This window comes from Streptomyces sp. NPDC020192, assembly GCF_044388685.1.
Taxonomy (GTDB): domain Bacteria; phylum Actinomycetota; class Actinomycetes; order Streptomycetales; family Streptomycetaceae; genus Streptomyces.
On record NZ_JBIRXG010000004.1, the window covers coordinates 241,376 to 253,310 of the forward strand.

The 11,935-nt window shown below is 71.7% G+C and carries 11 protein-coding genes; 5 read left to right on the top strand and 6 right to left on the bottom strand.

Annotated features, from left to right (window positions below; genetic code table 11):
• Window positions 1–207 carry a DUF1918 domain-containing protein gene (locus ACH47Z_RS10670; RefSeq protein ID WP_399072787.1) on the bottom strand — a complete coding sequence of 69 codons (207 nt, stop codon included), beginning with the start codon at window positions 205–207 and terminating at the stop codon, window positions 1–3.
• A gap of 20 nt (window positions 208–227) precedes the next feature.
• Window positions 228–1,139, bottom strand: a complete 912-nt coding sequence (locus tag ACH47Z_RS10675; RefSeq protein WP_399072789.1) for a DMT family transporter — start codon at window positions 1,137–1,139, stop codon at window positions 228–230.
• Here ACH47Z_RS10675 and ACH47Z_RS10680 point away from each other — a divergent pair.
• On the top strand, window positions 1,138–2,571 hold the full coding sequence (locus tag ACH47Z_RS10680) for a PLP-dependent aminotransferase family protein (RefSeq protein WP_399072791.1): 1,434 nt from the start codon (window positions 1,138–1,140) through the stop codon (window positions 2,569–2,571). The two genes, ACH47Z_RS10675 and ACH47Z_RS10680, sit on opposite strands and share 2 nt — an antisense overlap.
• On the opposite strand, the gene ACH47Z_RS10685 is transcribed toward ACH47Z_RS10680, so the two are convergent.
• Window positions 2,568–3,182, bottom strand: coding sequence for a DUF6461 domain-containing protein (locus tag ACH47Z_RS10685; RefSeq protein WP_399072793.1), 615 nt, complete (start codon window positions 3,180–3,182; stop codon window positions 2,568–2,570). The two genes, ACH47Z_RS10680 and ACH47Z_RS10685, sit on opposite strands and share 4 nt — an antisense overlap.
• A gap of 172 nt (window positions 3,183–3,354) precedes the next feature.
• On the opposite strand from ACH47Z_RS10685, the gene ACH47Z_RS10690 reads away from it, so the two are divergent.
• Window positions 3,355–3,948 carry a histidine phosphatase family protein gene (locus ACH47Z_RS10690; protein ID WP_399072795.1) on the top strand — a complete coding sequence of 198 codons (594 nt, stop codon included), beginning with the start codon at window positions 3,355–3,357 and terminating at the stop codon, window positions 3,946–3,948.
• Here the strand turns inward: ACH47Z_RS10690 and ACH47Z_RS10695 are convergent.
• Window positions 3,930–4,382, bottom strand: a complete 453-nt coding sequence (locus ACH47Z_RS10695) for a DUF6314 family protein (protein WP_399072797.1) — start codon at window positions 4,380–4,382, stop codon at window positions 3,930–3,932. The genes ACH47Z_RS10690 and ACH47Z_RS10695 overlap by 19 nt on opposite strands.
• A gap of 138 nt (window positions 4,383–4,520) precedes the next feature.
• Between ACH47Z_RS10695 and ACH47Z_RS10700 the strand changes: the two genes are divergently transcribed.
• Window positions 4,521–7,004, top strand: coding sequence for an alpha-L-arabinofuranosidase C-terminal domain-containing protein (locus ACH47Z_RS10700; protein WP_399072799.1), 2,484 nt, complete (start codon window positions 4,521–4,523; stop codon window positions 7,002–7,004).
• On the opposite strand, the gene ACH47Z_RS10705 is transcribed toward ACH47Z_RS10700, so the two are convergent.
• Both ACH47Z_RS10705 and ACH47Z_RS10710 read right to left on the bottom strand, forming a co-directional pair.
• On the bottom strand, window positions 6,991–7,428 hold the full coding sequence (locus tag ACH47Z_RS10705) for a carboxymuconolactone decarboxylase family protein (protein ID WP_399072801.1): 438 nt from the start codon (window positions 7,426–7,428) through the stop codon (window positions 6,991–6,993). The genes ACH47Z_RS10700 and ACH47Z_RS10705 overlap by 14 nt on opposite strands.
• On the bottom strand, window positions 7,425–7,850 hold the full coding sequence (locus tag ACH47Z_RS10710) for a MerR family transcriptional regulator (protein WP_399072803.1): 426 nt from the start codon (window positions 7,848–7,850) through the stop codon (window positions 7,425–7,427). Before ACH47Z_RS10710 ends, ACH47Z_RS10705 begins: the two co-directional genes overlap by 4 nt.
• 257 nt (window positions 7,851–8,107) lie before the next feature.
• Here ACH47Z_RS10710 and ACH47Z_RS10715 point away from each other — a divergent pair, with 257 nt between their 5' ends.
• Window positions 8,108–10,681, top strand: a complete 2,574-nt coding sequence (locus ACH47Z_RS10715) for a YfhO family protein (RefSeq protein WP_399072805.1) — start codon at window positions 8,108–8,110, stop codon at window positions 10,679–10,681.
• Between the two features lie 175 nt (window positions 10,682–10,856).
• Window positions 10,857–11,885, top strand: a complete 1,029-nt coding sequence (argC, locus tag ACH47Z_RS10720) for an N-acetyl-gamma-glutamyl-phosphate reductase (RefSeq protein ID WP_399072807.1) — start codon at window positions 10,857–10,859, stop codon at window positions 11,883–11,885.
• Window positions 11,886–11,935: the final 50 nt, after the last annotated feature.

An 11,935-nucleotide genomic window follows, 5' to 3' on the forward strand; every position in this document is an offset into this window, starting at 1 on the left:
CTAGCGTTGTTGCTCGCTCTTGCGCTGAATGTGCTGTACCTGGCAGTCGGGTCCGGGGGACAGGATCGCCTCGTGCCCGTCCTGGAACCGGACGCGGTACGGCGGTTCGCCCTTCTCGCCCAGCACTTCGACGACTTCGGATTCCTGGTCGTGCTGGCCGACCACCCTGCCGTGTTGGACCAGGTGGTCACCCTTGGATGCGCGCATCTCGCAGGCCCTCCTCACGATCACGACCGCTGGGTGACGGCGATGCACACCAGTACGGCCACGGCGGTCAGGGGAGCGGCCGCCGTGAAGTGCTCGCCGAGCAGCAGCGCCGACCACACCAGTGTGAGCAGCGGCTGAGCCAACTGCAACTGGCTGGCCTTCGGGATCCCGATGGCGGCCATGCCCCGGTACCAGACGACCAGGCCGAGGAACTGCGAGCCCAGCGCCACCCACAGCAGCCCGGCGATCCCGTGCCAGGTGAGATGCGCGGGCTCGTACGCGAGCGCCACCGCGGCGCCCGGCACGGTCAGCGGCGCGCACAGCACCAGCGCCCAGCCGATGACCTGCCAGCCCGGCATCACCCGGGCCAGTCGGCCGCCCTCGGTGTATCCGGCCGCGCACACCAGCAGGGCCGCGAAGAGGTAGCCGTCGGCGGCCGTCAGCGCGCCGCCGCTCTGGGTGAGGGTGAAGGCGACCACGGCCGCGGCGCCCGCCAGCGCGGCCAGCCAGAACCGGCGCGAGGGGCGGCTGCCGGTGCGCACGGCCGACAGGACGGCGGTGGTCAGCGGCAGCAGGCCCACCACGACGGCGGCGTGCGCGGTGGTGGAGGTCTGCAGGGCCAGCGTGGTCAGCATCGGGAAGCCCAGCACCACACCGGCCGCCACGACGGCGAGGCCGGGCAGATGGCGCCGCTCGGGCAGCGGCACACGCAGCGCCAGGAGACAGCCGCCCGCGACGAGCGCCGCGAGGACGCAGCGCGTGGCCACCAGCGACCAGGGGCCGAAGCTCTCGAGACCCCAGGCGGTGGCCGGGAAGGTCAGGGAGAAGGAGGCGACGCCGAGGAAGGCCAGGGCGGTGCCGGGGCCGCGACGCTCGCGGGGGGCGATGACCGCTATCGGGGTCGAGGCAGTAGCGCTACTCTGTCTCTTCATGCACCAGCGTAGCAGTGTGAGTGAACTGGCAGAACAGCTCCGACGGGACCTGGACCGCTACTCTCCGGGTGGAAAGCTCCCGTCGAGCCGGACCCTGGTCGAGCGGTTCCGGGTGAGTCCGGTGACCGTCTCGCGGGCGCTGGCCCAGCTGGCCGCCGAGGGGCTCGTGGTCACCCGGCCCGGCGCCGGTGCCTTCCGTGCCCGGCCGTGCGCGGCCGAGACCCCGGCCGGGGACACCTCCTGGCAGGAGGTCGCACTGAGCGCCGACGGCACCGCCGAACTCGTACCGCGCACGGTGGACGCCTCCGGGGTCACGGTCTCGCTGGCCGCCCCGCCGCCCGGGGTGCTGGAGTTCAGCGGCGGCTATCTGCACCCTTCCCTCCAGCCCGAGCGGGCCATGGCGGCGGCCCTCGCCCGCGCCGGACGACGGCCCGGCGCCTGGGGACGGCCGCCGCTGGAGGGGCTGCCGGAGCTGCGGGAGTGGTTCGCGCGCGGGATCGGCGGGGCCGTCACCGCGGCCGAGGTGCTGATCGCGGCCGGCGGACAGTCCGCCCTGGCCACCTCCCTGCGCGCGCTCGCCCAGCCCGGCGCCCCCGTGCTCGTGGAGTCCCCGACCTACCCGGGCATGCTGGCCCTCGCCCGCGCGGCCGGACTGCGCCCGGTGCCGGTCCCCGTGGACCCCGACGGCGTACGGCCCGACCTGCTCGCCGACGCCTTCCGGGCGAGCGGCGCCCGGGTCTTCGTCTGCCAGCCGCTCTTCCAGAACCCGACGGGTGCCGTACTGGCGCCCGGCCGGCGCGCCGAGGTGCTGCGCATCGCCCGCGAGGCCGGTGCCTTCGTGATCGAGGACGACTTCGTACGGCGCCTCGTGCACGCCGACGCGGGCCCGCTGCCCCGCCCGCTCGCCGCCGACGACCCGGACGGTGTCGTCGTGCACGTCGGCTCGCTGACCAAGGCGACCTCGCCCAGCTTCCGGGTGAGCGCCCTGGCCGCGCACGGGCCGGTGCTGGAACGGCTGCGTGCCATCCAGGTCGTGGACAGCTTCTTCGTCCCCCGGCCGCTGCAGGAGGCGGCCCTGGAACTGGTCGGCTCCCCGGCCTGGCCGCGCCATCTGCGGGCGCTGTCGGCCGAGTTGAAGGCCCGCCGCGACGCCATGACGGCCGCGCTCGCCCTGCACCTGCCCGAACTCGCCCTGCCGTACATCCCGTCCGGCGGCTACCACCTCTGGCTGCGCCTGCCCGAGGGCACCGACGAGGCGGTTCTCACCGCGGCCGCCCTCCGCGCGGGCGTCGCCCTCACCCCCGGCCGCCCCTACTTCAGCGCCGAACCCCCCGCCGCCCACCTGCGGTTGAGCTTCGCGGCGGTCGCCGGCACCGGGGAGATCGCGGAGGGCGTACGACGGCTGCGGGCGGCCTGTGACGAGGTGCTCTAGGGCAGCGTCACCAGGCCGCAGGTGAACTCCAGCTCCTCGAACAGCTCCGGCGTCAGCTGGACGCCGGTGATCCGCTGGGCGAGCGCGAAGGCGGCCTCGGTGTGCCGGCGGAAGTCCCGGTCGTCGTCCTCGCTGAGGTCGAAGCCGGCCTGCTCCATCTCCTTCAGCAGCTCATCGGGGTGGCTGCCATGGCGCTGGGAGGGGAAGAGCGGCTCGAAGTGCAGGCGCTGGTCGCCGTCCTGCCACCAGGAGAAGCGGTCCACGGCGTTGACGTTGCGGAAGTGCGAGACCACGGTGCGGCCACGGGAGAGCGGGCGTATCACCTCGTCCCTGGTCCCGACGTACCCGTTGTACTCGACCATCAGCGTCCAGTCGCCCACGGCCGCGACACCGACCAGAAGCTTCTCGTCCTCGTACTCGTCCCACGCGTCGTACGACGGCTCGGACAGCGCCTCCACCCCGGTCACCCGCTCGTCCGGCTCGGCCCCCAGCTCCTGGAGCCACCGACCGGGCGGCATGTCCTTCACCAGCGTGACGCAGTAGGCCTCCAGAAGGCCCTGGTGCCGCTCCTTGAGCCAGCCGTAGTCGGCAGCGGTCGTGATCGCGTTCATGGGTGCAGCATGCCAGCCGGCACTGACAACGCCCCAGCGAGGTGGGGAGGCGCCGTATGCGCGGTGGTCCACCTCTTCACGTGAAGAACTTTCGGGTGAGCGCCCACACATCCGCCCCAACGCGCAGGTAACACCCCTTGACCTGCCCTCACTCCGGGCCCACCATCACCGCATGCCACTGAGGGTGACGTTCGTCGCCGCCGCGCGCAGCGCCCCGCTGCTCGCGGAGCGGTTCGAGGACGACCGGCCGCTGGACCGGGCCGGCTGGGACGAGGTGCAGCGCGCCGCCGGGGACCTGCTGCCGCTGGCGGCGGCCGAGCTGCGCTACTGCTCGCCGACCCCGCGCAGCCGGGCCACCGGCGACGCCCTGGGGTACGCCCCGCTGGTCCAGCTCGCCCTGCGGGACTGTGACATGGGCCGCTGGCGCGGGCTGACCCTGGGCGAGGCGATGGCGCGCGAGCCGGACGCGGTGGACGCGTGGCTCGCCGATCCGCGCGGTACCCCGCACGGCGGTGAGTCCCTGCTGGCCTTCATCTCCCGGGTGGGCGGCTGGCTGGACACCCGGCCGGCGGAGGACAGCGGGCGGATCGTCGCCGTCGCCGAGCCCGCCGTGGTCCGCGCGGCCCTGGTCTACGCCCTGAAGGCGCCGCCCGCGAGCTACTGGAACATCGATGTGCGCCCGCTGTCGACGACCACCGTCACCGGCCGCGGGGGCCGCTGGAACCTCCGTTTCGACGGCGTCCCGGCTCAGCCCTCGCGCACGTAGTCGGTGGTCAGCACCAGATCCTTCGCCGGGCCGCCGACCCGCCACACCGTGCTCCAGTGGTCGGCGTCCCGGACGGTGAACTCGCCCCGGTAGAGGTCGGCCGCGCAGGGGTGGTCGGCGACGTACCGGCCTGTCGTCAGGTCCAGTTCGTGGAAGGGCCGGCCGTCGGCGAAGCGTACGTCCGCCGTGCCGGGCCGCGCTCCCGGGAGAAACCGCAGGGTCCGGGTCGCGGGCCGGGTCATGCCCTGCCAGGTGAAGTCCCCGGACTCCTCGTGCAGCAGCCCGCCGCCCTCCAGCGCGCTGAAGAGCGTCACCCCGGAGAAGTGCCCCTCGTCCCCGCTCGCCAGATCCCACACGCTCCGTTCGACGCGCCAGCGCCCGGCCAGATATGCCAACGCATCGGCGACCGGCCAGTACCGCAACCGCACATCCATGCGTCGAGCTTACGGTCGCGCCGTACGCCCCATTGACGTGTTCACATCCCTCCTTTTACCGTGCGTTCGAAGTGCTGATCAATGTCTGATATTTCGAACGATCTGTCCTCCGGGACACCTCAGAGCCGCGGAGTATCCATGTCACGCACCGCCCGCTGGAGACTCGGTCTGGGGGCGAGCGCCGTTCTGCTCGCCACGACCGGTCTGCCCGCCGTCCCCGCCCACGCCGAGAGCGTCACCGACTACTCGATCACCGTCGATCCCCGGACCAAGGGGCCCGCGATCGACAAGACGATGTACGGCGTCTTCTTCGAGGACATCAACCGGGCCGCCGACGGCGGTCTGTACGCCGAGCTGGTCCAGAACCGGTCCTTCGAGTACTCCACCGACGACAACACGTCGTACACCCCGCTGACCGCCTGGACGGTCTCGGGCACGGCCCAGGTCGTCGACGACTCCGGCCGTCTCAACGACCGCAACCGCGACTACCTCTCCGTGGGCGCCGGTTCATCGGTCACCAACTCCGGCTACAACACCGGTATCGCCCTCGAGGACGGCAAGAAGTACGACTTCTCGGTGTGGGCCCGCGCGGACGCCGGCACCACGCTCACCGTCAGCCTCCAGGACGCGGGCGGCACCCTCGCGACCGCCCGGCAGATCCAGGTGAAGAAGAGCGGCTGGGCCCGGTGCAAGGCCACCTTCACCGCGTCCCGCACCAGCACCACCGGCCGGCTCACCGTGGCCTCCAGTGCGGCGGCCGCCCTCGACATGGTGTCGTTGTTCCCCCGCGACACCTACCGGCACGAGCCCAACGGCCTGCGCAAGGACCTCGCCGAAAAGGTCGCCGCCCTGCACCCCGGCTTCGTCCGCTTCCCCGGCGGCTGCCTGGTCAACACCGGTTCGATGCAGGACTACAGTGCGGCCTCCGGCTGGCAGCGCAAGCGGTCGTACCAGTGGAAGGACACCATCGGCCCGGTCGAGACCCGCGCCACCAACTCCAACTTCTGGGGCTACAACCAGAGTTACGGCCTCGGCTACTACGAGTACTTCCGCTTCGCCGAGGACATCGGCGCCATGCCCCTGCCCGTCGTACCGGCCCTGGTGACCGGCTGCGGCCAGAACAAGGCCACGAACGACGACGCCCTGCTCAAGCGGCACATCCAGGACACCCTCGATCTCATCGAGTTCGCCAACGGCCCGGCGACCTCCACGTGGGGCAAGGTGCGCGCCAGGATGGGCCACCCCAAGCCGTTCCACCTCACCCACATCGAGGTCGGCAACGAGGAACCCCTGCCGACCGAGTTCTTCGCCCACTTCCAGCAGTTCCGCGCGGCCATCCAGGCGAAGTACCCGTACATGACCGTGATCTCCAACAACGGCCCGGACGCCGGCGGGACGATCTTCGACACCGCCTGGAAGCTCAACCAGGACGCCAAGGTCGACATGGTCGACGAGCACTACTACAAGAGCCCGCAGTGGTTCCTGCAGAACAATGACCGCTACGACTCCTACGACCGCAGCGGCCCCAAGGTGTTCCTCGGTGAGTACGCCTCCCAGGGCAACGCCTTCAAGAACGGCCTCGCCGAGGCGGCGTACATGACCGGCCTGGAGCGCAACGCCGACGTCGTCAAACTCGCCTCCTACGCCCCGCTGTTCAGCAACGAGGACTACGTGCAGTGGCGCCCGGACATGGTGTGGTTCAACAACCACGCCTCCTGGGGCTCGGCCGACTACGAGGTCCAGAAGCTGTTCATGAACAACGCCGGCGACCGGGTGGTGCCGAGCAGGGCCACCACCACGCCGAACGTCAGCGGCCCCATCACCGGCGCCGTCGGCCTGTCCACCTGGAACACCAGCGCCGCCTACGACGACGTGAAGGTCACCGCCGCCGACGGCTCGGCCCTGCTCGACGACGACTTCTCCGGTGACGCCGCCAGGTGGACCCACACCGGCACCGGCAGCTGGAGCATCCAGGACGGCCAGTACGTCCAGACCGACACCACCGCCCAGAACACCATGGTCTCCGCGGGCGACCCGGCCTGGCACGACTACGACCTGCATGTGAAGGCCACCAAGAAGGCGGGCCAGGAGGGCTTCCTCGTCGCCTTCGGGGTCAAGGACGCCGGCAACTTCTACTGGTGGAACATCGGCGGCTGGAACAACACCCAGACCGCGGTCGAGCAGGCCGTGGACGGTGGCAAGTCCACGCTGATGTCCAAGCCCGGCTCGGTCGACACCGGCCGCGCCTACGACGTCGACATCAAGGTGCGCGGCCGCCAGGTCACCCTCTTCCTGGACGGCCAGCAGTGGGGCAGCTTCACGGACGACAAGCCGGCCGAGCCGTTCCGCCAGGTCGTGACGCGGGACGCGAAGACCGGTGAGCTGATCGTCAAGGTCGTCAACGACCAGTCCTCGGCGGCCCGTACGGCCATCGACCTGGGCGGCGCCAAGGTCGCCTCCAGGGCCAAGGTGACCACCCTGGCCGCCGCGCCGGACGCGGTGAACAGCGAGACGGCCACGGCGGTCGCACCGGAGACGTCCACCTTCACCGGGGTCGCCGACACGTTCACCTACACCTTCCCGGCGAACTCCATCACCTTCCTGAGGATCAGGCAGAAGTAGCCGCTTCCTGCGCGGGCTGCTGTCCGAGCGGCAGCAGCCCGCGCTCGGCGAAGACCTTCTTCGCGGCGAAGGTGGCGTTCAGCGCCTTCGGTATGCCGCAGTAGACGGCGGAGTGCAGCAGCGCCTCCGTGATCTGCTCCGCCGTGAGGCCCACGTTCAGGGCCGCGTTCACATGCACTTCCAGCTGGGCCTCGCAGCCGCCGAGTGCGGTGAGCATGCCCAGGGTGACCAGCTGCCGGTCGCGCGGGGCGAGTCCGGGCCGGTCATAGATCTCCCCGAAGGCCCAGGTGACGATCTGGTGCCCCAGCTCGGGGCTGACGTCGGAGAGCGAGTCGACGACCCGCCGGCCGGCCTCGCCGTCGACCTTCTTCAGGACCTCCAGGCCGTGGGCGAAGCGCTCTTCACGGGTGGTGCTCTCGCTCATGTCGTCTCGTCCGTTCCCGGCTGCCGTTCGTGCAGCAGCCGCTCATAGTGCTCGATCTTGTCGTCCAGCGCGGCCGCGTTGCGCCTGAGCGCCCGGATGCGGTCGTCCAGGTCGGCGCGGTGCTCACGGAGCATCGCCAGCCGGTCGGCGACCGTCGCGTCCCCCTCCGCCCGCAGCCGTGCGAAGTGCTGCATGTCGGCGATCGACATGCCGGTCTCGCGCAGCCGCAGCAGGAACTCCAGCCAGGCCAGGTCCGCCGCCTCGTAGCGACGCTGGTTGCCGGTGGTCCGGCCGACCCGCTCGATCAGGCCGGCCTTCTCGTAGTACCGCAACGTGTCGTGGCTCAGGCCCGTGCGCTCGGCGACCTGGGCGATGGTCAACGACGGTTCCCGGTCCTGCGGGAGAGGCTGTCCGCTGGTCATGACAAGAACGGTAGAACCTGGAGCGCACTCCAGGTCAAGCCGCGCCGCGGCTCGCCCGCCCGAAAGGGAAATTCACTCTGACCACACCTCACCGAAAACCGCCGTTTTCCGGAGGGCATCGGAATTCACCTTCTCTTCATCCCGCCCGGTCGCGTGCCACCGTTTTTCCGGCGAGAGCACAACCATTCACATAGTCGCCCTGTCTAAGTCGGCGAAATTCCCGAGATCTCGAAGAATTCGCTGGGAGACTCCGCTCAATGGTCCGCACCGCCCCGCCCGACGGGCGCCGTCATCCCGCAGGCGCCGCCGCCCTGCTCGCCGCGGCCGTCGCGCTCACGGTGTACTGCGCCGCCGGCATCCTCGCGCGCAGCTACCCCTTCGGCCCCCACACGCGCACCGTCAACGACCTGGGCAACCAGTACGTGCCGTACCACGCCCACCTGTGGGACCTGTTGCACGGCCACACCGACGGCGGCCTCCTCGTCAACTGGCAGTCCGGATACGGCGCCAGCTTCCTGCCCGACCTCGGCATGTATCTCGGCAGCCCGTTCGCGCTCCTGGTGGGCCTCTTTCCCCGGGACCAGATCGACCTCGCGGTCTACGCCATCACCGTCCTGAAGATCGCCTGCGCCGCGGCCGCCATGGCCTGGCTCCTGCCCACCCTGCGCCCCGGCCGCTGGTGGGCGGCGGGTCTGCTCGGGGCGTCGTACGCGCTGTGCGGCTGGACCCTGGCGGACGCCGACTACAACCTGATGTGGCTCGACGGCCTGATCGCCCTGCCGCTGCTGTGCCTGGTCGGCGAATGGACCCTCCAAGGGCGCCGACGCCTGGCCGGTGTGCTCATCGTCACGGCCGCCTGGATCGCCAACTTCTACACCGCCTACATGGCCACCCTCGGCGCCGCCCTGGTCCTGCTGCTGCGCCTGCTGCTGGCCCGCCCCTCCCGCCGTGAGGCCCTCGCGACGGCCGGCCGCGCAGTCCTCACCGCCGTCCTCGGCATGGGCCTGGCCGCCCCGCTCGCCGTCGTCATCTACATGGGGACCAAGCACGCCTCTCCCGGCCACTTCCGGCAGTTCACGCGGGCGCCGGCCGACGATCTGTTCGCCCGGCTGCTGCCGACGACGTACGGCTTCGGCACCCCGGGCCTCTACATCGGCATCACGGCCCTGGTTCTCGCCCTCGCGCTGCCCTTCCACCGGGCGGTCCCCGGCCGGGTCCGCGCGGGCTGGACGGTGCTGGTGCTCGCGGTCACCCTGTCGCTCCAGTGGGCGCCCACCAGCCTGGCCTGGCACGCCTTCGCCGTCCCGCAGGGCAGCTCCTACCGGCAGACCTTCGTGCTGTGCGCTCTGCTGGTCATCGCCGCCTGGCACGCCCTGGCGTACGGCCCGCCCGACTGGCGGACCCTCGGTGCCGCCACCGCGCTGCTCGCCCTGATCACCGCCGTCGCCGGCCGCAGTACGCTGGTCCGGCCGGCGACCTGGCAGGTGCTGCCGCTCGCCGTCGTAGGCACCCTGGGCGGACTCGCCCTCCTGTACCGCGCCGGGCCCCGCACTCGACTCGGCGGGCTGGCCGTCGTACTGCTCCTCGGCACGCAGGCGGGGGAGGCGACCGTCACCTCCGCGGACACCATCAAGCAGCGTCTGGAGTTGCTGGACGACTACGCGCCCTGGGGGCAGCGGCAGGACCGGCAGGCGGCGGCGATCGCCGAGGCCGACGGCTGGCCCCGGTACCGCACCGACCCCGGCCGCGAGCAGACCGTCGCCAACGATCCGCTGCTGGTGGACGGTCAGGGCGCCCAGTACTACAGCAGCTTCACCTCGGACGTCCTCTTCCGTACCTTCACCGCGCTCGGCGGCGGCTGGACCTCGGGCGGGCGCAGTGTGCAGAGCCTGGACAACGCCGTCACCGACGTCGTCTTCTCCGTCGGCGCCCGGGTGCACAACCCGCCGGACCCGCACCGGACCCATCGGCCGGCGGACGACGGCCCGTCGACCGTCACCCGGCGGGCCGTGCCGCCCCTGGTGACCGTGCGGTCCGCGTCCGACGCGGCGCCCTTCGGGCCGTCGCCGTACCGCAACCAGGAACTGCTGCTCGGCACCCGCGTCTACACCGTGCCCCGCGTCACCGTGCACGACGACACCGGCAGGCCGGTCGCGGACGGCCAGGTCGGCTCCGGGAACGCGCGGACCCGGCCGACGGTCACGGCCCGCTGCCCGGCCGGGACCCAGGTGCACCTGTGGGCGCCGTACTTCTCGGGCACCGCGCGGTTCTCGGGGGTCTCCGCCCGGTTCCAGGCCTCGTACCCGCGCAATCGCGCCGCCATGGCACCGCTCGGCATCACACCCGCCTCCGGGCAGGTCAGCATCCAGCTGACCCCGAACCGCCCCAGCAGCATCCCCGCCGGTGCCGTCGGCTGCCTGGACACCGCCGGGCTGCGCACCGCCGCCGCCCGGCTGACGGCCACCGGAGCCACCGAGGTGACCGTCTCCGACGGCACGGTACGGGCCCAACTGCCCGCCCACGGCAAGGGGATCGCGGTGCTCGCCGCGCCCCGGATCGCCGGCTGGCGGTGCGCCACGGGCGACGGCGCGGCCCGCCCCGCGCTGAACCACCACGGGCTCGTCGCCGTCCCCCTGGACGGTACGTCGACCAGCCTCACCTGTAGCTTCCGACCGCCCGGCCTGAGACTGGGCACGGGTGTCGGAGCGGTCTCGCTGATCACCCTGGTCCTGCTCACCGTCATTCCCGCCGTCCGCCGCCGGCGTACATCCCGCACCCATTTCCCGGTGAAGGAGCCCGACGGGGAACGCGCGAAGGACCTCATTTCCTGAACCTGTTCCTGCCCAGACCGGATACTTTTCCTGGCCGCCCGACTGATTTCCTGATCGCCGGCCGCCCGCATGCCGGGCCTCGCCTCGGCCACAGCGGTCCCGGACGCGCCCGGCGGCAGGCGTTGCATAAAACTGCGGCGATACGTATAGTCATGCCATCACGAGGAGGATGGACATGGCGGTACGTGCGGCGGTGGCCGGAGCGAGCGGATACGCGGGCGGCGAAGTGCTGCGCCTGCTCCTCGCGCACCCCGAGGTCGAGATCGGTGCCCTGACCGGCAACTCCAACGCCGGCCAGCGGCTCGGCGCGCTCCAGCCGCATCTGCTGCCGCTGGCCGACCGGGTGCTGACCGAGACCACGGCCGAGGCGCTCGCCGGGCATGACGTCGTCTTCCTGGCGCTGCCGCACGGGCAGTCCGCCGCCGTCGCCGAGCAGCTCGGCCCCGACGTCCTGGTGATCGACATGGGCGCCGACTTCCGGCTGAAGAACCCGGCCGACTGGGAGAAGTTCTACGGCTCCGCACACGCCGGCACCTGGCCCTACGGCCTGCCCGAACTGCCGGGCGCCCGCGCCGCGCTGGAGGGGTCCAAGCGCATCGCGGTGCCCGGTTGCTACCCCACCGCCGTCTCCCTCGCCCTGTACCCGGCCTACGTGGCCGGACTCGCCGAGCCCGAGGCGGTGATCGTCGCCGCGTCCGGCACCTCCGGCGCGGGCAAGGCGCCCAAGCCGCACCTGCTCGGCAGCGAGGTCATGGGCTCCATGACGCCGTACGGCGTCGGCGGCGGCCACCGGCACACCCCCGAGATGATCCAGAACCTGAGCGCAGCGGCGGGGGAGCGGGTCTGCGTCTCCTTCACGCCGACCCTGGCCCCGATGCCCCGCGGCATCCTCGCCACGTGCAGCGCGTCGGCTGTCGCCGGGGTGACGGCGGATTCGGTCCGCGCCGCCTACGAGAAGGCCTACGCCGACGAGCCGTTCGTCCACCTGCTGCCCGAGGGCCAGTGGCCCGCGACGGCGTCCGTCTACGGTTCCAACGCCGTTCAGGTGCAGGTCGCGTACGACGCGGAGGCGGACCGCATCATCGCGATCAGCGCCATCGACAATCTCACCAAGGGCACCGCGGGCGGTGCCGTCCAGAGCATGAACATCGCCCTCGGACTCGACGAGTCCAGGGGGCTGACGACGATCGGAGTTGCGCCGTGAGCGACGCGCGTGCAGCCGCCGGGCAGCAGACGACGACGAAGGCCGCACCG